16 protein-coding genes are annotated in these 20463 nt (G+C 75.3%); 8 read left to right on the top strand and 8 right to left on the bottom strand.

All coding sequences use genetic code 11. The features are described 5' to 3' along the window. Window positions 1-174: 174 nt before the first annotated feature. Window positions 175-447, bottom strand: a complete 273-nt coding sequence (locus tag ACIRS1_RS33150) for a hypothetical protein (RefSeq protein WP_360222307.1) — start codon at window positions 445-447, stop codon at window positions 175-177. A gap of 349 nt (window positions 448-796) precedes the next feature. Here ACIRS1_RS33150 and ACIRS1_RS33145 point away from each other — a divergent pair, with 349 nt between their 5' ends. Continuing rightward, window positions 797-1855, top strand: a complete 1059-nt coding sequence (locus ACIRS1_RS33145; protein ID WP_402845849.1) for a polysaccharide deacetylase family protein — start codon at window positions 797-799, stop codon at window positions 1853-1855. A 1613-nt stretch (window positions 1856-3468) separates the two neighbouring features. Here the strand turns inward: ACIRS1_RS33145 and ACIRS1_RS33140 are convergent. Continuing rightward, the gene (locus tag ACIRS1_RS33140; protein ID WP_387907192.1) at window positions 3469-4242 is read right to left on the bottom strand and encodes a glutamate racemase; all 774 of its coding nucleotides are present in this window, start codon (window positions 4240-4242) and stop codon (window positions 3469-3471) included. Between the two features lie 57 nt (window positions 4243-4299). On the opposite strand from ACIRS1_RS33140, the gene ACIRS1_RS33135 reads away from it, so the two are divergent. After that, window positions 4300-5448, top strand: a complete 1149-nt coding sequence (locus ACIRS1_RS33135; protein ID WP_402845847.1) for a glycosyltransferase — start codon at window positions 4300-4302, stop codon at window positions 5446-5448. A gap of 133 nt (window positions 5449-5581) precedes the next feature. Further along, entirely contained in the window at window positions 5582-6328 is a 747-nt protein-coding gene (locus ACIRS1_RS33130) for an SAM-dependent methyltransferase (RefSeq protein WP_402845845.1), read from the top strand. A 53-nt stretch (window positions 6329-6381) separates the two neighbouring features. Here the strand turns inward: ACIRS1_RS33130 and ACIRS1_RS33125 are convergent, their stop codons facing one another. The 3 genes from ACIRS1_RS33125 to ACIRS1_RS33115 form a co-directional block, all read right to left on the bottom strand. Continuing rightward, a complete protein-coding gene (locus ACIRS1_RS33125; protein WP_402845843.1) occupies window positions 6382-7266 on the bottom strand; it encodes an alpha/beta fold hydrolase in 885 nt (294 codons plus the stop codon). A gap of 85 nt (window positions 7267-7351) precedes the next feature. After that, complete coding sequence (locus tag ACIRS1_RS33120; protein ID WP_402845841.1) at window positions 7352-8026, bottom strand: thiol:disulfide interchange protein DsbA/DsbL; 675 nt, start codon at window positions 8024-8026, stop codon at window positions 7352-7354. A 230-nt stretch (window positions 8027-8256) separates the two neighbouring features. Next, a complete protein-coding gene (locus ACIRS1_RS33115) occupies window positions 8257-9471 on the bottom strand; it encodes a glycosyltransferase family 4 protein (RefSeq protein ID WP_402845839.1) in 1215 nt (404 codons plus the stop codon). Between the two features lie 366 nt (window positions 9472-9837). Between ACIRS1_RS33115 and ACIRS1_RS33110 the strand changes: the two genes are divergently transcribed. From ACIRS1_RS33110 to ACIRS1_RS33090, 5 genes are all read left to right on the top strand, one after another. Beyond that, window positions 9838-10983, top strand: coding sequence for a glycosyltransferase family 4 protein (locus ACIRS1_RS33110; RefSeq protein WP_402845837.1), 1146 nt, complete (start codon window positions 9838-9840; stop codon window positions 10981-10983). Between the two features lie 285 nt (window positions 10984-11268). Further along, window positions 11269-11718 (top strand): large conductance mechanosensitive channel protein MscL, encoded by a 450-nt coding sequence (gene mscL, locus ACIRS1_RS33105; protein WP_360222286.1) that lies wholly within the window; start codon window positions 11269-11271, stop codon window positions 11716-11718. 502 nt (window positions 11719-12220) lie between these two features. After that, window positions 12221-13024, top strand: a complete 804-nt coding sequence (locus tag ACIRS1_RS33100) for a DUF6643 family protein (protein ID WP_402845835.1) — start codon at window positions 12221-12223, stop codon at window positions 13022-13024. A gap of 307 nt (window positions 13025-13331) precedes the next feature. Beyond that, a complete protein-coding gene (locus ACIRS1_RS33095) occupies window positions 13332-14210 on the top strand; it encodes an MOSC domain-containing protein (protein WP_402845833.1) in 879 nt (292 codons plus the stop codon). 405 nt (window positions 14211-14615) lie between these two features. After that, complete coding sequence (locus ACIRS1_RS33090) at window positions 14616-17030, top strand: right-handed parallel beta-helix repeat-containing protein (protein ID WP_402845831.1); 2415 nt, start codon at window positions 14616-14618, stop codon at window positions 17028-17030. 74 nt (window positions 17031-17104) lie between these two features. Here ACIRS1_RS33090 and ACIRS1_RS33085 read toward each other — a convergent pair whose 3' ends face one another. The 3 genes from ACIRS1_RS33085 to ACIRS1_RS33075 all read right to left on the bottom strand — a co-directional run bounded on the left by ACIRS1_RS33085 (window position 17105) and on the right by ACIRS1_RS33075 (window position 20452). After that, window positions 17105-17677, bottom strand: a complete 573-nt coding sequence (locus ACIRS1_RS33085) for a TetR/AcrR family transcriptional regulator (RefSeq protein WP_402845829.1) — start codon at window positions 17675-17677, stop codon at window positions 17105-17107. A 183-nt stretch (window positions 17678-17860) separates the two neighbouring features. Continuing rightward, the gene (locus ACIRS1_RS33080; protein WP_402845827.1) at window positions 17861-19009 is read right to left on the bottom strand and encodes a PLP-dependent cysteine synthase family protein; all 1149 of its coding nucleotides are present in this window, start codon (window positions 19007-19009) and stop codon (window positions 17861-17863) included. Between the two features lie 165 nt (window positions 19010-19174). Next, window positions 19175-20452, bottom strand: coding sequence for an ROK family protein (locus ACIRS1_RS33075; protein WP_402845825.1), 1278 nt, complete (start codon window positions 20450-20452; stop codon window positions 19175-19177). Between the last annotated feature and the right edge of the window lie 11 nt (window positions 20453-20463).

The following is a 20463-nucleotide window of genomic DNA, read 5'->3' as shown; positions in this document are numbered from 1 at the left end:
CCCCTCCACGGCCTCGTCCGACACAAGAACGCATTCACTGTAAGTGGGGCCGGTGTGCCGCCACCCGGAAATAGTGAAAGAAGTGGGCAGAAGATTGCCCGACAGGCCGAAATTCGGTCGATCTGACCAATATCGCTCGATCTGCGTTCGTAATGCCGAGGGCAATCGAAGTAGTCAGAGCGTGGCGCCCCGCCGGTAGCGCAACAGGCCGAAAGCGATCCGTCCGAGCAGCAGCACCCCGGCCGCCAGGCAACCCGCCACGGCCATCGCCCAGGCCGGGCCGTCGTTGTCCGGCACCACCACGGCCACCACGATGCCCAGCGCCAGGCAGGCCAGACCCACCACGGCCAGCGGGAGCTGGTGGGTGACCAGGGCGCCGCCGCTCCAGGCACGGGCCATCCTGGTCGCGCCGTGCAGGTGGAAGGGATCACGGTCCGCATCTGCCATGAGCCCAAGGTACCCCGGGCCGGTGCCGCGGGCAGCCCGCAGGGAGTGAACATTCGGCCACCCTGCGCCACCGGCCGCCAAGCCGTTCGGGCCCGGTCCGATCCGGCCGCGCACGCGCATTACGGCTCCACAATCAGTCCACGAAAAATCCTCGTCCCCCCGGTACAACCATCTGCTCGGTGCAGCGGTCTCAATGGCATTGAGCGATCCAGGAGCCGTTCACGGGAGGGCGCGAGCCCCCACCGCGAACAGGAATACCCAGGGGGCGGAGCCGCCGCCCCCTGGAGTCGGAGGCCGGGCTCCGCCCTCCGGCGGTACCGCCACGCCGCTCGGCGACCGAGGGGGAACCGTGCCGCAGTCCCAGTCCACCACGTCGATCTCCATGGCCCCCACCAGGCCCGCCCCACGCGTGCGCGCGCTGCCGCCCGCGGCGGCCACCACCGCTGCCACGGCCACCGCCGCCGGGCTCCGCCGGCCGCCGGTCGACGGCTGCCGGCCGGACGCACGGGGCGAGTGGCTGCGGTTCGCCCCCGTCCAGCCGCTCTTCCGCGCCCGCGCCGCACAGCGCCTCGCCGTGCTCGCCTACCACGGCGTCACCGACCACCGGTCGTTCGGCGCCCAGCTGGACCGGCTCCGAAGACTCGCCACCCCGGTCTCCCTCAACGCCGTGCTCCAGGCCGTCACCGAACGGCGGCCGCTACCGCCCCGCAGCGTCCTGGTCACCTTCGACGACGCCGACCGCAGCGTCCTCACCCACGCCCTGCCCGCCCTCGACGCCCGCTCCATCCCCGCCACCGCCTTCGTCATCTCCGAGCTCATCGGCACCGAGCGCCCGTTCTGGTGGCACGAGGCCGACTTCCTCGCCCGGCACGGCGGCCGCGCCCGCTCCCTCGACTGCGGACACCCCTCCCAGCTGCTCCCCCGGCTCAAGGCCATGCCCGACCCCGACCGGCGGCGCAGCCTGCACGAACTGCGGGTCAGCGCCCACCGCAGACCTCCCAGCCAGGAACAGCTCACCCCCGCCGACCTGCTCGCCCTGCGCGACGGCGGGGTCGCCATCGGCAACCACACCCAGGGGCACCCCTGTCTCGGCCGCTGCGACGACGCCACCGTCCGCGCCGAGATCACCGGCGCCCACGAGGCCCTCACCCGGTGGCTGGGCGAGCCGCCCATCGCCTTCGCCTACCCGGACGGAGGCCACGACCCGCGTGCGGAAACCGTCCTGCAGGAGCTCGGCTACCGCCTCGGCTTCCTCTCCGACCACCGCCTCGGCCCCCGCATCCCCTCCCACCCGCTCCAGATCAGCCGCCTCCAGGTCGACTCCACCACCAGCACCCGCCGGTTCGACACCATCCTCTCCGGCCTCGAACCCGCCTACCGCCGCTGGCGCCGCCAGGCCGTCGCCTGACCCCAAGGGGCCAACATGTGCCCCTCCACGGGGGAGGTCGGCCCACCCGACCTCCCCCGTGGAGCGGCCAGCGCCACGCCCACCGAGTTCCCGTGACCACCACCTGCACGAAGCACCGACATGCCGCCATGCGCCGGCTGCAGCACATCCCGCAGGCACTGCGCTGCAACCGGCGACGCCAGGCGCCCGACCCAAGGCACCCCACACGGGCACGGGGCCACGCAGAGCCACCACCCCCAGAAGTCGGCCCCGCCGACTTCCCGTGCCGAACCCCCACCCTGCGGCCAACCACCTCCAGCCAAGGTGCCAGGCGCCGAGGCGCCACCCCGCACCCGAGGCGTTACATCCCGCACAGGAAGTCAGCTCCGCCGACCTCCTGCGGAGACGACCTGCGTCGCGGACAACCGCGGGGGGCACGGGCACAGAGGGCCGAAAGCCGCCGCGCGCCCGAGGCAGCGCACCTCGCCCGGGAAGTCCGCCCGACCGACCTCCCACGCAGAGGCATCGAAGCCACTCGGACTCACCGCTCCAGAAGTCGGCCCCGCCGACTTCCGGCGACGGGCGCCTGCGCTGCATCCGGCCTCCTCGGGCGACTGACAGGCGCGAGCGAGAGGCGCCGCATGCGGCCATGCGCCTGAGGCAGCGCATCCCACGTGGGAAGTCGGTCTGATCGACGTCCCCGACGGAGGAAACGGCGCCACGCCGACTCACCGCCCTGGGAAGTCGACCCCATCGACTTCCCATGCGGGACACCGGTACTACAGCCAGTCCCTCCGCTCACGAACGGCCGCGGGCTCAAGGCGCTGAAGGCCGCCATGTGCCCCCGGCAGCGCGTCTCGCCCAGGAAGTCGGCCCCGCCGACTTCTCGTGACGTCACCTGCGCTTCGACCAGCCCTTTCCGGCCACGGAAAAGCCTCGGGTGCGAGGCGCCCAAGGGCTGCCATGCGCCCGAGGCGGCACATCGCGACCCAGGTAGTCGGTCCCGCCGGCCTTCGGAGACGGAGCCCTGCGCTGTGCGACCAACCCCTTCCTCGGCCGCGGACGGCGCAGCCCGCGCAGGGAGTCGGCCCGGTCGACCTCTTGTGTGGAGGGGCCGGGGCCGCGCAGGCGCATGGCGCAGGAAGCCGGGCCCGCCGACTTCTCGTGACGGGAGCCTGCGATGGGGGCAGCCTGCGTCGGCTACGGGCGTGGGCACGCGAAGGGCGCCCGGCGCCCGAGGCATCGCGCTCTTCATGGGAAGTCGGCTCCATCGACTTCCGGAGGCGAACACCCGCGCTGAATCCGACCCCTCGGCCCGCAGGGCCCCGGGGAGTCGTGTGGCGGGATCGGCTCGCGACGCAGGAAGTCGGGCCCGCCGACTTCCCGTGACGGGACCCTGCGGTGGGGACGACCTTCTCGGGCTATGGGTGCGGGGACCGAAGAGGGCGCCTTTCGCCCGAGGCGTCACGTCCCGCACGGGAAGTCGGCCCGGACGACCTCCGGAGACGGAGCACCGCGCTGCGGCCGGCCTTCTGAGGTGGGACACGTCCCGCGGGCCGCCGGGGCTCAGGCGAGGTGCCGGAGATTAGGGGCCAAGATTTGTCCCGTGCGGGGCCGGGGCCGCGCGGGGCGGGTCAGGCGGGGAGGGGGTTGGGGAGGGCGCGGCCCTGGGGGTAGAGGGCGGCGGCGGCCGGGAGGGTGGCCGGGGCGCCGGCGTGGAGCACGGTGAGGGTGCCGGAGCCGGTGCGGGTGGGGTCGGCGACGCGCCGCAGGGCCTGGGCGGCGACGGCCTCGGCGGAGCCGTGCAGGACGAGCGCCGGGGAGGCGGTCGGGGCGACGGCTGCGCGGATGCGGTCGGCGACGAGTTCGTAGTGGGTACAGCCGAGGACCAGCGCGGCGGTGCCCTCGGGCGTCCGGGCCGCGGCGTGGGCGATGGCGGCGGTGATGGCCTCGTCGTCGCCGTGCTCGACGGCGTCGGCGAGCCCGGGGCAGGCGACCTCGGTGACCTCGGCCGTGCCGCCGAAGTCCCGGATCAGCCCTCGCTGGTAGGCGCTGCCGGTGGTGGACGGGGTGGCCCAGATGGCGACCGGGCCGCCGAGCGCGGCGGCCGGCTTGATCGCGGGGACCGTCCCGATGACGGGCAGTGCGGGTTCGAGCTCGGCCCGCAGGGTGGCGAGCGCGTGCACGGAGGCGGTGTTGCAGGCGATGATCAGCACGTCCGGCTCCAGCGCGGCCGCCGCCAGGGCGCAGCCGCGGGCGAGGTCCGTGATCTCCTCGGGGGTGTGCGGCCCCCAGGGCATCGACGCCGGGTCGGAGGAGAGCACCAGATCCGCGTCCGGGCGCAGCTTCCGAAGGGCGGCGGCGGCGGCCAGCAGGCCGATTCCGGAGTCCATCAGTGCGATCTTCACGGGGCAAGACTCTAGTCGATCCGCCCGTCCGGGCCGGTTCTGCGGCAGACTGCCGGGGTGACCGTCCTGCTGTGGATCGCCGCGTCCTCCCTGCTGGTCTGGCTCTGGCTGGCGTGCTGCCACGGGTTGTTCTGGCGCACCGACGTGCGGCTGCCGCCGCGTCGTCCGCCGGTGCGCTGGCCGGAGGCGGTGGTCGTGGTGCCGGCCCGGGACGAGGCGCAGGTGCTGCCGGTGAGCCTGCCGACGCTGTTGGCGCAGAAGTACCCCGGGCGGGCGCGGGTGATCCTGGTGGACGACCACAGTTCGGACGGCACCGGCGCGCTGGCGGCGGAGCTGCGGACGCTGGACGGACTGGACCTGACCGTGACGACGCCGCCCCCGCTGCCCCCGGGCTGGACGGGCAAGCTGTGGGCCCTGCGGCACGGAGTGGAGCTGGCCGGTCCGGACGTGGAGTACCTGTTGCTGACGGACGCCGACATCGCGCACGGCCCGGAGTCGCTGGCGGAGCTGGTGGCGGCGGCGGAGTCCAACGGGCTGGACCTGGTGTCGCAGATGGCGCGCCTGCGGGTGGAGACCGGCTGGGAGCGGCTGATCGTGCCGGCCTTCGTCTACTTCTTCGCCCAGCTGTACCCGTTCCGCCGGAGCAACCGCCCGGGTGGCCGGACGGCCGCCGCGGCGGGCGGCTGTTCGCTGGTGCGGCGGGAGGCGCTGGAGCGGGCGGGCGGGGTGGCCGCGATCCGCGGGGCGGTGATCGACGACGTGTCGCTGGCCCGCGCGGTGAAGTCCTCCGGCGGGCGGACGTGGCTGGGGCTGGCCGACGAGGTGGACAGCGTCCGCCCGTACCCGCGGCTGGAGCAGCTGTGGCGGATGGTGTCGCGCAGTGCTTACGCCCAGTTGCGGCACTCGCCGTTGCTGCTGGCCGGGACGGTGCTGGGGCTGGGGCTGGTGTACCTGGTGCCGCCGCTGGCGACGGTGGCCGGGCTGGTGGCGGGGGTCCCGGCGGTGGCGGTGGCGGGCGGGGCGGCCTGGGCGCTGATGGCGGGGACGTACCTGCCGATGGTCCGCTACTACCGGCAGCCGGCGGCGGCCGTGCTGCTGCTGCCGTTCACGGCCGCGCTCTACCTGCTGATGACGGTGGACTCGGCGGTGCAGCACTGGCGGGGCCGGGGCGCGGCGTGGAAGGGCCGGACGTACTCGCAGGCCTGAGCCCCGCCGGCGGTTCCCCGGCGGCCGGCGTCCGGCGGCAGAGCCCGCCGTCCCCGTAACACTCGAGGCCGGACGGCGGCCGGACCCGGCGCAAAGCCGGGCGCCGCGGGCCGGTCCGCTCCATACTGCTCGGATGGACCGTCAGACGATCTCGCGCCTCGCCCACGCCCACCACCCGATCTCCGCGCCGATCGCCGACGAGTCGGTGGCCCGGCTGCTGGACCGGGCGACCGCGCGGACGGAGGCCGGCCGCGCGCTGGACCTCGGCTGCGGCGAGGGCGCGTGGCTGGTCCGCGCGCTGGCGGCGCGCCCGGGCTGGCGGGCGGTGGGGGTGGACCTCGACCCGGCCGCGCTGACCCGGGCCCGCGAGACGGCGACCGCGCTCGGCGTGGTGCGCCGGCTCGGCCTGCACCACCTGGACGCCCGGGAGTTCACCGCCGTCGAGCCCTTCGACCTGGTGCTGTGCGTCGGCTCCACGCACGCCTTCGGCGGGTTGTCGCCGACCCTGGCGGCGGCCCGCGATCACCTGGCCCCGGGCGGCCTGGTCATGGTCGGCGAGGCGTTCTGGGAGCGCGAGCCGTCCCGGGCGGTGCTGGACGGGCTGGGTGCCGAGCGGGACGACTACGCGGACCTGGCGGCCACCACGGACCGGGTGCTGGCGGACGGCTGGACACCGGTGTCCGGGTACGTGAGCAGCCCGCAGGAGTGGGACGACTACGAGTTCGCCTGGACGGGTTCGCTGGCCGAGTGGGTGCTGGACCACCCGGAGCACCCCGACGCGCCGGCCGCCCGGGAGGCCGTGGACCGGCACCGCCGGGAGTGGCTGCACGGCTACCGGGGGACGCTGGGCTTCGTCACCTACCTGCTGCGCCGGGGCTGAACGGCCGTCCGGCCGGAACGGCCCGTACGGGCCGAACGCCCGCCCGGACGCGCCTACTTCTGCGTGCGGGCCGTGCGGGCCAGGAAGTCGTCGATCAGCGGCGCGATTTCGGGCAGCTTCTCCTCGAGGGCGAAGTGCCCGGTGTCGAGGACGTGGACTTCGGCCGCGGGCAGGTCGCGCAGGTAGGCGCGGGCGCCGGCCTCGGTGAAGAAGGGGTCGTTGCGGCCCCAGAGCACCAGCGCGGGCGGGCGTTCGGTGCGCAGCCACTCCTGCCACTCGGGGTAGAGCGCGACGTTGGAGTGGTAGTCGAGGGCGAGTTCGACCTGGATGTCCTTGCGGCCGGGCAGGTCGAGGAAGTGCTGGTCGAGGGTCCAGCCGTCGGGGGCGACCAGGCTCGGGTCGTCGGTGCCGCCCTCGTACTGGCCGCGGGTGGTCTCCGGGGTGAGGATGGCCCGCGCGCGCTGGGCGGCGCCCTCGACGCCGTGCCGGTTGGCGATGAACTCCCGCGCCCGGTCGGAGAGCCCCTCCTCGTAGGCGTTGCCGTTCTGGACCACCAGTCCGGTGATCCACTCCGGGTGGCGGGTGGCCAGACGCAGTCCGACGGGGGCGCCGAAGTCGAAGACGTACAGCGCGAAGCGGTCCAGGCCGAGGGCGAGGCAGAAGCGTTCGACGACGTCGGCGAGGGTCTCGAAGCGGTACGTGAAGGCGTTCGGGGCGGGGCTGTCGCTGTACCCGAAGCCGGGGTAGTCGGGGGCTATCAGGCGGTAGCGGGTGCCGAGGGCGTCGAGGAGCCGGCCGTACTGGTGGGAAGCGGAGGGGAAGCCGTGCAGGAGGAGGAGCACCGGGGCGTCGGCCGGGCCGGTCTCGCGGTAGAAGATCCGGAGGCCGTCGAGGTCGACGTGGCGGTGGTGGACGTGCGGGATCGTCAGCTCGCTCATGCTAACCATTAAACAGCACTGCACTGGTTAGTTCAGCCGCGCGAGCGAATTCACCGATCCCGCGTCACCACCTCTCCCCGCAGGGTCAGTTGTGCTGGAGCTGCTCCTGCTGCACCAGGTAGTCCAGCACCTCGGGCATCGCGTCGACGCCACCGGCCTTGCTCGGCGAGGTCCGGTACTCGCCCTGGACGACCACCGTCGGCAGCTCGTTGATCTCGTAGCGGATGAACTGGGCCGCGGCGTCGTCCACCGCGCGCCCGACCTCCGGCGAGCGGTACGCCGTGCGGAAGACCTCGGCGTCGACGCCGTGGCGCACCGCCCAGTCGGTGGCGGTGACCTCGGAGGTGAGGTCGGCCTTGTCGGTGTGCACCGAGCGGAAGGCGCCGGTCTGCAGTCGCTCGACCAGGCCCAGGCGCTCCAGCGTGTAGTAGAGCCGCGCGTGGCCGCGCTGCACGGTCTCCTCCGGACTGCCCGGCCAGATCGCCGGCACCCGGCGCAGGGCGACGTCCGCGCGGTGCTTCTCGGCCCAGGCCTGCAGCGGCTGTTCGAGCTGCTGGGAGTGGCCGCAGTCGTACCAGAAGAACTCGACCGCCTCGGCGCGGGCGCTCTCGCGCACCGGCTGCGGATGGTCGAGCCTGACGAACTGGGCCCCCTCGGAGGGGGGTTGGTGGGACGCCGCGCCGGCCTGGACGGGGGATGCGGCGATCCCCGCGGCGACGGCGAGCAGGACGGCGGACCGCAGCAGCGACTTCGAGTTCACACCGGGCAGTGTGCTGGTGACGGTTCGTTACCGTCGAGTCGGCCCCGGGCCGGCGGCCCGGATTCGCCCGAACGGCGCAGCCCCCACCGCCCGACCGGCGGGAGGCGGGCCCGGTCAACGGGAACCGGGCCCGGCTGAGGGGAACCGCCCCGCCCGAAGGGCCCCACCCCGGGCGCCGCCCGCGGAGGGCCGTCCGCCACCGACTGCCGGGGCCCGCCCCGCCGGCACCGTCAGGAGCCCGGCCCTGATCCCGCCCACACCTCGGCCACCAGCCGCTGCCAGTCGTCCACCACCGCGCCCAGCTCGAAGTTCTCCAGTGCGTGCGCCCGGGCGGCCGCGCCGAGGCCCGCCCGGTTGCAGGCCAGGACCTTGGCCAGCGCCTCGGCGAGGGCCAGCGGGTCACCGGGTGCCACCAGCGCGCCGGTGGCGCCGTCCCGGACCACCTCGCGCACCCAGCCGACGTCGGTGGCCACCGCCGGCACGCCGGCCAGCGCCGCCTCGATCAGCGCGCCCGGCACCCCCTCGCTGTCGCTGGTGAGCAGCAGCGCGTCGGCGGCCCGGTAGAGCGGGGCCGGGTCGGGCAGGGCGCCGAGGAAGTGTGCGCGGGCGGCCGCCGGGTGGCGGGCCAGCGCCTCGCGCAGCGGGCCGTCCCCGGCCACGGCCATCCGCACGTCCGGCAGGCGGTCCAGGACGTCGAGGGCGAGGTCGAGCCGCTTCTCGGGGGCGATCGCCCCGATCCAGGCGACCAGCAGGACGTCCGCGGGCAGGCCGAGCTCGTGCCGGGCCGCACGTCTGTCGTCCCGGCCGCCGGCCGGCGGATAGCTCTCCGCGGCACGGGAGTTGGCGATCACCCGGACCTTGCCCTCGGGCAGCTGGAACTGCTCCTCCAGGACGATCCGGGCCTCGTCGGTGAGGGTGGTGACGGCGGCCGCCCGGTGCATCAGCGCACCCCCGCGCACCCGGCGCAGCCGCGTCGCGGTCCAGTAGCGGGGGTGGCCGACGGAGACGTAGACGAAGGGCGTCCGGGTGCCGGCCAGGGCGAGGGCGCAGGCGGCCAGGGTGTCCGAGCCGTGCGCGAGGACCACGTCGGCGGCGCGGGCGGCGGCGCGCAGTGAGCGCAGGGTGCCGGGCCGCAGGCGCCCGGCGCCGAGGACCGCGGCGTTGGCCGCGCCCGGGAGCCCGGCGCAGGCGCCGGGGAGGATGTCCGGCTCGTCCTCGCCGCCGTCCTCGGCGCGGGGCCCGGGCAGCGCGGGCGCCGCGAACCGCGCCACCGGCGCGGCGGGCTGCGGGGCGAGGGCGCACAGGGCGGAGGCCTGGCCCCGGCGGCGCAGTTCCCGGTGGAGGTCACGGGCGAGGTTCTGGGCGCCGCCGCGGCGTGGATCACTGATCAGGTGCAGGACACGGGGACGGGCTCCGGCCGGATCGGCCGACGTATGGTCGGGCATGGACCGACCTTGGCACAGCGCCCCGCGCGGTACAGCCCCTTCGCGCAACCTGGTGGTGGCCCGTGCGCCCGCGCGAATACACCTGTCGTGCGCGGGTCGGCCGCGGCCGTGCGCCGGTTGCGACCGCTGTGCGCCCCGTGACACCCACCACCCCCGAGCCGACGGTCGCGTCCGGTCCCCGGCGCACCCCGGCCGACCCCGCGGCGTAACCCGGCCACCCCCCAACCTTCGCCCGCACGACGGGAGTTCGCCACCCGGGCGGGCCAAATCGCTGGCGGGCCGGTCGGTCACCTGCGATGCTGATCGCCAGTCAGGGGGCGTCCGGCACGGGAGAACGGGCGCGCCCGCAGCGGGCGGGGGTGGCCGGTGCAGGTACTCGTGTTGCTCGACAGCGTCAACCGGACCGGCGGGGCCGAGCGCGCCTTGGTCGAGATGGCGCCCCACCTGGTGCGCGCCGGCGTCACCCTGGACGTCGCCCATCTGCACGACTCCCCCGGCGGCTGGCAGCCGGAGCTGACGGCGGCGGGCGCCACCGTGTTCGCCGTCGGCCGGCTCAGCCGCGCCGGGACGGCAGCGGCGCTGCGCCGCCTGGTCCGCGAACGCCGGCCCGATCTCCTCCACACCACCCGCCACACCACGGACGTGCTCGGCCGGGCCACCGCGCTGGCCACCCGCACCCCCGTGGTCTCCAGCCTGCTCGACCCGGCGTACGGGCCCGCGCAGCTCAGCACGCACGACGGCGGCCCCTGGCGGACCCGCGCCGGGCGGGCCCTCGACACGGCCACCGCCCGGGGCCCCCGCCGCTTCCACGCGCTCACCCGGCACGTCGCCACCACCATGGCGCGGCGGCTGCGGGTGCCCCGGCGGCGCATCGACGTGGTGCCGCGCGGCCTCGACCCGAACCTGTTGGGCACCGCCACCCCCGAGCGGCGGGCCGCCGTCCGCGCCGCGCTGGAACTCGCCCCGGACGCACCGGTGGTGCTCGCCGCCGGGTGCCAGCAGTACCGCAAGGGCCTGGACGTACTGCTGGCGGCCTGGCCGGCGGTCCGGCGCGAGCAACCGGAGGCCGTGCTGCTGCTGGCGGGGGCGGCCGGCCCGGAGAGCGGACGGCTGCGGACGCTCGCCGAGGCGGCCGGGAACGTCCGTCTGCTCGGGCCGCGCGAGGACGTCGCCGACCTGATGGCCGCCGCCGACGCCGTCGCCGTGCCGTCCCGCTGGGCGGGCCAGGGCGGCACGGCGATCGAGGCGATGGGCATCGGGGTGCCGCTGGTCTGCACGGACGTCCCGGCACTGCGCGAGACGGTCGGCTCGGAGGACTACGCGCGGCTGGTGCCGCCGGAGCAACCCACTGTTCTGGCGGCCGCGCTCACGGACACCCTGGACGACCGGGCGGCGGCGCGGCAGCGGGCGAAGGCGGCGCGGGCGCGGTTCCTGACGTCCTTCACGCTGCCTCAGGTGTCGGCGCAGATGGTCGAGTTCTACGAGCGGGCCCTGCGGGTGCGGCCGGTCTGAGCCGGGGCGCGGGCGCACGCGACCGGCCCGCACCCGGAGCGGGGCCGCCAACGGCCCGCACGCGGAGCAGGCACGCGACCGACCCGCACGCGCAGCGGGCACGCGATCGGCCCGTACGCGGAGCGACCCCGCGAGGCCCGGGGACGCCCCGCGCGGCGCCGGGCCGGTTACGCGGTTCGGGTGAACGCGGTTGGACCTCGACCCGGCCAGGTCGGCAGGATGTCCGGCCGGGGCCCGGCGCGCCGCCCCATCTCCCCCTGCCCCCTTCGGATTTGGAGTCACCCGGTGTTCAAGGGATTCCGCAGCTTCCTGCTGCGCGGAAACGTGGTGGACCTCGCGGTCGGCATCGTGATCGGCGCGGCCTTCACCGCCGTGGTCACCGGCTTCGTCACCGCCTTCCTCACCCCGCTCATCGGGGTCGCGACCGGGGCCGTCGGCGACTTCACCCAGAAGACCTTCGAGGTGGCCGGCACCCGGTTCCCGTACGGGGTCTTCGTCAACGCGCTGATCGGGTTCGTGCTGGTCGCCGCGGTGATCTACTTCGCCGTGGTGGTGCCGGTCGGCAAGCTGCAGGCGCGGTTCGAATCGGCCAAGCCGGCACCGGCCGCGAAGGTGGACTGCCCGGAGTGCCTGAGCTCGATCCCGGCCGCGGCCAGCCGCTGCTCCTTCTGCACCTCGGAGGTGTCCGGCCGGCCGGGTCTCCCGGCGCAGACGCAGGCGCTGCAGTCGAGCTGAGTGCGACTCCGGTCGCGCCGGCCCCGCCCGGTCCGACGCCCGGTCCGGTGCCCGCGCCGGGTCCCGGCTCCCGACCGCGGGGCCGCCGGGCCGCCGGGCCGCCCACCGGTGGCGGACCGGGCGGGGCGGGGCTGACCACGGCTTTTATAACGGCTGGGCACCGGTTCAGTAGCGTTTGACAGGGACCTTATCCCCGAAACATTCACGAGCCTCCGCCGACCGTCGGCGGGGGCTCGAATGCGCCCGCGCACGCCCTGTCGCCGAAAGTTTCTCCGGCGGGCCCGGAAGCGGCCACCGCCCAGTCACCGCAAGGTTTCCCGGCTCCTCCGTGCGGTCGCCGTTCGATCACCGACGGCGCGCGAAGGTTGTCCGGAACTGAACGCCGGTATGTCCGTTCTTCCTACTTTCGAAACCTTTGTGCGAGCGAAGACTGTGTAAACACTCGAACTGCTCCCCCTCCCGCTCTCCTCAGCAGGCGCATTGTGGGCTTACCGTATGCCCCATGACCTCGCCCCGCTCCTACGACGGAGTCGGCTACCCCTCTCCGTCCTTCTCCTCCGGCACGCCGATTTACGACAGCCTCGTGGCTGAGCGCGGCGTCCCCCAGATCGCGCCCATCAACGTGCCGGCAGCCCTGCCGCCGGCGCTGTCGTCCGGTTACGGAGCGGGCCTCGCCCCCTCCTACGAGAACCGGTACGGCAACGGGTACGAGAGTGCCGGCAGCAACCTCCCCGCGCTGCCGCCCGCCCGCCTCGCCCTGGGCCCCGGCCCGAGCATCGGCCCCTCCGCCGGCCCCGCCACGGCGTACATCCCCGCGCAGCCCGCGCCGGCGTACGCCTCCGCGCCGCAGCCGCCCGTCCCCGGTTACGGCGCCCCCCAGCCGTACCAGCGACCGCAGCCCGCCGCGCCGTCCTTCGCCCAGACCGCCAGCGGCGGCTACCAGCCGACCGGCGGCCAGAGCTTCGGCGGCCAGAACACCTTCATCGGTGGCCAGGGCGGCCAGCAGTCCTTCGGCGCGCAGCCGATCGGCGGCCCGGGCGCGTTCGGGCCCGGCCACCCCGGCGGCCAGCCGCAGGGCGGTCCGCAGAGCTTCGGCGGCCAGCAGTCCTTCACCGGCCCGAACCCGGCCGGCCCCGGCTTCCCGGGTCAGGGCGGCGACCAGGGCTTCGGCGGCGGCCAGCTGCGCCCCGCCATGGCGCCGGTCGCACCCGTCCGCCCGATGCAGCCGCAGCGGCCGGGCCCCTACGGCGACCCCGGCCAGGGCCAGTTCCAGCCCGGCAGCTACCAGCAGGGCCAGGGCTACTGAGCCACTGACACCCCGGGGCCGTCCCCACCCGGCCCCCACCCGCACCATCTGAGCACCACCCGGCGCGATCCCGCGCCGGGCCCACGGAGAACGGGTCATCCACGGACCGCCCGGAACGCCCCCACGGCGTCCCGGGCGGTCCGTGCGCGTACGGGCCCGGAGCCGTCCGACCGCCCCTCGCCGGCACCGTCACGGCACGACGGGCCCGGGCCCCGCCCGGAGCAGCTGCGCAGCCACGCCGGACGGCCGCGCTCCCCGCACCCAGGGCGCCCGGAGGATCCCCGCGACCGGCTGGCAGGATGGGGGGATGCAGCTCACCGGACTCCACGTCTACCCCGTCAAGTCCATGTACCGCCTGAGCCCGGCCACCGCCCAGGTCGAACCCTGGGGCCTGGCCGGAGACCGCCGTTGGATGCTCGCCGACGCCACCGGACGGTTCGTCAGCCAGCGCGAGAACACCGCACTCGGCCAGATGCAGGCCGACCTGCTCCCCGACGGCGCGCTCGCCCTCACCGCCCCCGACGGCTCCCGGACCGAGGTCCCCGCCCCCGCCGTCGCGGCCGGCGACCCGCTCGCCGAGGTCGAGGTGTGGGGCACCCGCTTCCACGCCGCCGAGGCCGCCAAGGACGCGCACCGGTGGATCGCCGAACACCTCGGCGACTACCGGCTGGTGCACCTGGACGACCCCCGCGCCCGGCCCGTCGACCCCGACTACTCCGAGCCCGGCACCACCGTCTCGATGGCCGACGGCTTCCCGCTGCTGCTCACCACCACCGCCTCGCTGGACCGCCTCAACGCGCTGATCGCCGCCGAGCACCCCGACGGCCACGAGAACCTGCCGATGGAGCGCTTCCGCCCCAACGTCGTGATCGGCGGCGCCGAACCCTGGGCGGAGGACGGCTGGCGCCGGATCCGGATCGGCGACCTGACCTTCCGGGTGGTCAAGCCGTGCGGCCGCTGCGTCATCACCACCACCGACCAGGAGAGCGGGGAGCGGCGCGGCCCCGAACCGCTGCGCACCCTGGCCCGGCACCACCGCCTGCTGAGGTCCGCCGCGTTCGGGCAGAACCTGATCCCCGAGCGGCCGGCCGGCGTGACCGGCGACGTGCTCGGCACGCTGCGCGTCGGCGACGACGTCGAGGTGCTGGAGGACGGGGCGCACTGGCCGGCCGACGCGCGGGGGTGACCGGCTGACGGCTCCCACCGCGCCCCGGGCTCCGGCTCCGTCACGTGCTCCGGGGCCGGCTCCGTCGCGGGGGCGGGCCCGGCCCCCGCCGTCCCGTCCTCCCCCACCGGCTCCGTCACGTGTTCCGCCACGTCCGTTCCGTCACCGCCGTCACCGCCGGCGTCGCCCGCTCCGGCTCCGGCCGCCGCCGTGATCGGCTCCGGCGCCGGCTCCGGAACCCCGGCTGTGCGCGCTCGTTGAAACATGTGGTCGGAACGTGTGGCAACGGCGCGCACCCCCGGTGCCCCCGCCTCCACGGGCGGCCGGACCACCCGGACGGGCGCGCTACGGTGGGCGGACGGCCCGCGCACCCCGTGCCCGGCCCGTGGCACGCCGGCTCGACGAAGGTGGGGACGACAGACCGTCATGGCAGAGCACAGGGTCCGGGTCACCCAGGACAGCGCATCCCGCTGGCGTCGCCGCGCGGGCGAGTACGACACGCTCACCGAGGCCCTGGCGGCCGCCGAACCCGGCGACACCGTGACCGTCCGGCCGGGCACGTTCCGGGAGAACCTGCTGCTCGACAAGGCGGTGACGATCGTCCCGGCCCAGGGCCCGGGCACCGTGCGGATCGACCCGCCCTCCGGGGTGGCGCTGACCGTCACCGCCGCCGCCACCGTCCGCGACCTCGTCGTCGAGGGCGGTGACGGCTCCACCCCCGCCGTCCTGGTCACCGGGCCGCAGGCCGCGCCCGCGTTCTCCGGCTGCCGGATCGAGACCCGATCGGCCACCGGCCTCGAGGTCGCCGACGGCGCCCGGCCCACGCTGCGCGGCTGCGTCGTCACCAACCCCGCCGGCCTCGGCCTGCGGCTGCGCGGCGCCGGCACCGCCGCCGCCTTCGAGGACTGCGAGGTCGCCGCCGCCGGCCAAGCCGGACTCGCCGTCCTCGGCGGTGCCACCGCGGCCCTCGAACGCTGCAAGGTCCACCACGCCTCCGGCGCCGGCGTCCTGCTCTCCGACCCGGGCAGCGCCGCCGAACTGACGGGCTGCGAGATCTACGAGATCCGCGGCAGCGGGGTCCAGGCCGACGCGCAGGCCGGCGGCCGGCTCGTCGACTGCGAGATCCACCGGGTCACCGGGAACGGCCTGACCCTGGACGGGGAGGCCGAACTCGTCCTCACCGGCTGCCGGGTGCACGACCTGCCGGAGAACGGCGCCGACCTGCGCGGCCGTTCGCGCCTCACCCTCACCCACACCACCGTCCGAGACTTCGGACGCGGAGCGCTCTCGGTGTGGGACCAGGGCACCGAGGCCGTCGCCGAGTCCTGCCAGATCCACGGCTCCAACGGCGAGTACCCGGCCCTGTGGGTCAGCGACGGCGCCCGGCTCACCCTCACCGACTGCTCGCTGCACGACCTCCCGGACGCCCTCTTCGTCCTCGACCGCGACTCCGCCGCCACCGCCGAGGACTGCTCCTTCAGCCGCATCCGCAGCTCCGCGGTCTCGGTCAGCGGCGGCGCGGCCGTGACCCTCACCGGCTGCCGGGTCCAGGAGGCCGGCACCGGCCTGTGGTTCCGTGACCACGGCAGCGGTGGGCTGCTCACCGACTGCGAGATCTCCGACGTCGCCACCGGCGTGATCGTCACCAAGGGCGCCGACCCGGTGCTGCGCGACTGCACCGTCCGGGCCAGCACCGACGCCGGGGTCTACGTCTCGGCGCAGGGACGGGGCACCTTCGAGGACTGCCGGGTCTCGCACGGCAAGGGCTTCGGCTTCCACATCATCGACGGCTGCCGCACCCGGCTCACCCGCTGCCGGGCCGAGCAGAACGAACGGGCCGGCTTCGAGTTCTCCGAACCCGGGCCGGTCGCGGAGGGCTGCACCTCCGACGACGTCGGGCCGGGCCTCGGCGCGGCCGAGGTACCGGCGCCGCGCACCGCCCGGCTCCCCGCGCCCGCGATCCCGTCCGCCGTCGCCGCCGCGGCACCCGCGGCGCCCGCGGCGATCTCCCCGATCCCCGACTGCCGGCCCGCCGACGAGGCGCTCGCCGAACTCGACTCGCTGGTCGGGCTGGCCACCGTCAAGCAGGAGGTGCGCACGCTGATCGACCTCATCTCGGTCGGCAAGCGCCGCCGGCTGGCCGGACTCAAGGCGCCCTCGCTGCGCCGGCACCTCGTCTTCACCGGCGCCCCCGGCACCGGCAAGACCACCGTCGCCCGGCTGTACGGCGAGATCCTGGCCGCGCTCGGGGTCCTCCAGCGCGGGCACCTGGTCGAGGTCGCCCGGGTCGACCTGGTCGGCGAGCACATCGGCTCCACCGCGATCCGCACCGCCGCCGCCTTCGACCGCGCGCGCGGCGGGGTGCTCTTCATCGACGAGGCGTACGCGCTCGCCCCCGAGGACGGCGCGCGGGACTTCGGGCGGGAGGCCATCGACACCCTGGTCAAGCTGATGGAGGACCACCGGGACGAGGTGGTCGTCATCGTGGCCGGCTACACCGCCGAGATGGAGCGCTTCCTCTCCGCCAACCCCGGTGTCTCGTCGCGTTTCTCACGCACCGTCACGTTTCCCGACTACACGGCGGACGAGCTGCTGGACATCGCCCGGGCCCAGTGCGCCGAGCACGAGTACGAGCTCGCCGAGGAGGCCGAGGGCGCACTGCTGGACCACTTCGCCCGGCTGGAGCGCGGGCCCAACTTCGGCAACGGGCGCACCGCCCGGCAGGTCTTCGAGACCATGGTCGAGCGGCACGCCGTCCGGGTGGCCCACCTGACCGACCCGTCGACGGAGGAGCTCCAGCTCCTCGTCCCGGCGGACCTGCCGGGCACCCGGCTGCCCTGAGCGCGGCCGGGTGACGGGGGCAGGGTGACGGGGGGTCCGGCGGCCGGGGTCGGGGCCGGGGCCGGAAGGAGGCCTCAGCCGAGCAGCCGCTCGACCAGGAGGTCCACCCGCGTCCGCTCCAACCCGGGCCGCAGCCGTCCGCCGCGCACCAGCGTCACGAGCCCGTGCAGTGACGCCCAGCCCACCTCGGTGAACACCTCCGGGTCCCGCTCCCCCGCCACCTCGGCGAAGGTGCCCGCGAGCGCGGCGAAGGCCTCCTTCAACGGCTCCGGCGAGTCGGGCCGCCCGAACGGCAGGTCGGTGGCGAGGGTGAACATCGCGTCGTAGAGCGCCGGGTTGGCGAGGCCGAAGGCGAGGTACTCGTGCGCCGCCGCCGCGAAGGCCGCCGCCGGCCCGTCGGCCTCGCGCACCACGGCCCGCAACGCTGCGGCGAGTTCCGCGAACCCCTCCAGTGCGACGGCCGCGACGATCTCCGTCTTGCCCGCGAAGTGGCTGTACAGCACCGGCTGGCTGTACTCGATCCGCTCCGCCAGCCGGCGGGTCGTCACCGCCTCCCAGCCCTCGGCCTCGGCAAGCTCCCGCGCGCTGCTGATGATCAGTTGGTGCCGCTCGGCGCGTTCGCGCTCGCGGCGCTGGTGAATCGACATGGACCGATACTAGCATCGCTAGGCAACAGAGCGCCGAAAGGGCGCGGTGTCGACCCCCGCCCGGGCGGCGCCGGCACGGCCGGCGGGCGCACGCCGCCCCGCCGGGCCGGGCCGCCGCTCACCGACCGCCCCGACCCGGCCGCCCGGCACGGCGCCTGACGATCCGCCACCGCGCCCGCGGCATCAGCCCGTCCAGGCCCCGCCGGCGAGGAAGGACTCCAGTGCGGCCCGGTACGGCGCGATGTCGATCCGCTCACCCGCCAGCCAGTCGTCCGAGTAGTACTTGTCCAGGTAGCGGTCGCCCGGGTCGCAGATCAGGCCCACCACGCTGCCGCGCCGCCCCGAGGTCCGCATCTCGGCGACGATCTTCAGCGCGCTCCACAGGCCCGTCCCGGTGGACGCCCCCGCCTTCTTCCCCAGCACCTGCTCCAGCAGCCGCACGGCGGCGATCGAGGCGGCGTCCGGCACCTTCATCATCCGGTCCACGGCCCCCGGGACGAAGCTCGGCTCCATCCGCGGCCGCCCGATGCCCTCGATCCGCGACCCGCGGTCGCAGACGGCCTCCGGGTCGTGGTGCACCCAGCCCTCGAAGAAGCAGGAGTTCTCCGGGTCCGCGACGCAGATCCGGGTGTCGTACTGCATGTAGTGCACGTACCGGGCGATGGTCGCCGAGGTGCCGCCCGTCCCGGCGGTGGCGACGATCCAGGCCGGCTCCGGGTGCGGCTCCAGGCGCAGCTGGGCGAAGACCGACTCGGCGATGTTGTTGTTGCCGCGCCAGTCGGTGGCCCGCTCGGCGTAGGTGAACTGGTCCATGTAGTGCCCGCCGGTCTCCTCGGCGAGCCGCGCGGACGCCGCGTAGACCTCGTCCGGCCGCTCGACCAGGTGGCACTCGCCCCCGTGGAACTCGATCAGGTCGATCTTGGCCTGGCTGGTGCTCTTGGCCATGACGGCGATGAACGGCACCCCGACGAGCTGGGCGAAGTACGCCTCGGAGACGGCGGTGGATCCGCTTGAGGCCTCGATCACCGGCTTCCCGGGGCGGATCCAGCCGTTGCAGAGCCCGTAGAGGAAGAGCGAGCGGGCGAGGCGGTGCTTGAGGGAGCCGGTCGGGTGGGTGGACTCGTCCTTGAGGTAGAGGTCGATCCCCCACTCGGTGGGCAGCGGGAAGCGCAGCAGGTGGGTGTCGGCGGAGCGGTTGGCGTCGGCCTGGACCTTGCGCACCGCCTCCTTGAGCCAGGCGCGGTACTGCGGGTCGGTGCGGTCGATGTCGATCGTGGGCTCGATCGCGCTCGCGCCGCTCTGACTGCGGACGCCGCCGGACTGGCTGCTCATGGTCTCTCCACTCGTTGCGCCCCCCCGGTGCTCACTACAAGTGTATGAGAGTCACGATAAGTGACAATTTCCGAAGACCCAGCTTCCGCTTATCCCGCCCGCGCTCCCCGTCGAGGAGCCCGGGCTGCCCTCCCGGTCCGCCCCCGCAGCCCGCCGGCACCGGTGTCAGCCCGTCGGCACCGACTGCGGATCCGCCAAGTACGGCCCCCAGCCCAGTTCGGCGGCGCCGGCGAGCGCACCGTGCGCAAGCTCCGCGCCGACGATCGGCACCCGCCCGCTGCGCCCCCACAGGCACCGTTCGGCGACCACGGCGCGCAGCCGCTCGGGCGCGGCCTCCAGCAGGTCGAGGTGGAGCCCGCTGAGCACGACCCGGTCGGGGTTGAGGATGTTGGCGACGCCGGCCAGCCCGAGGCCGAGCCGGTCGATGACGTGCTCCACCGCCGCCCGCGCCCGCTCGTCGGTGGCCGCGGCCCGGCACAGCTCGCGCGCCTGGTCGAGCAGCGGGCGGCCCGGTTCGGGGCTGAGGCCGGCGGCGGCGAACAGCGCGTCCGGGTCGGTCTCGGAGTTGAGGCACCCGCGGTTGCCGCACTGGCACGGGCGGCCCTGCGGGTCGACGGTCAGGTGGCCGACCTCGAGCGCCAGCCCGGCGCTCCCGGTGTGCAGGTGGCCGTCGATCACCAGCGCGCCGCCGACGCCGCGGTGGCCGGAGGTGACCAGCAGCAGGTGGCGGGCGCCGCGCCCGGCGCCGTGGCGGTACTCGGCGAGCGCGGCGAGGTTGGCGTCGTTGGCGATCACGGTGGGCAGCGGCCGCAGTGCGTTCGGGCCGTGGTCGGCGCGCCCGACCTCGACGTCGTAGAGGTCCGCGACCGGGGTGCCGCTGGGCCAGGCGAAGTGCAGGGCGGCCAGCGCGGTGCCGTCCGGCTCGGTGACGGGGTTGGGCAGCGCGAGCGCGGCGCCGAGGCAGCGCCGGCTCGTCGCGCGGGCCAGCTCGGCACCGGCCTCGGCGACGGCGCGCAGCATCCGGACCGGGTCGGTGGCGGCGGGCAGCGGCAGGTGGACGGGCGGGTCCAGCAGGCCGCCGAGGCCGGCCAGGGTGACGCTCAGCCCGTCGGCGTGGATCTGCCCGGCGACCACGACCGGCCCCTGCGGGTCGATCGCCAGCCGGTGCGAAGGGCGGCCGCGGCCGCCGCCGGCGGGGCGCGAGTCGACGGTGATCAGGCCGAGCGCCTCGAGTTCGGCCGTGACGGCGCCGGCGGTGGCCCGGGTGACGTCCAGCGCACGGGTCAGCGCCGAGCGGGTGGGCGTCTGGCCGGTGTGGATGAGCGCGAGCGCGGGGCCGAGCAGCGTCCGGCCGCGGTCGGGGGCCGCGCGGCGGTGGGCGTCGCGCTGCGCGTCGGAGTCGACCCCGGCGCCTGGTCGCGGGCTTGAAGGTGAGAGCTGCACGCCCCTATTGT

It is taken from the genome of Kitasatospora sp. NPDC101176 (assembly GCF_044768035.1).
Lineage (GTDB): Bacteria > Actinomycetota > Actinomycetes > Streptomycetales > Streptomycetaceae > Kitasatospora.
Note: the sequence above shows the minus strand (reverse complement) of the source record. Positions and strands in the feature narration are given on the sequence as shown.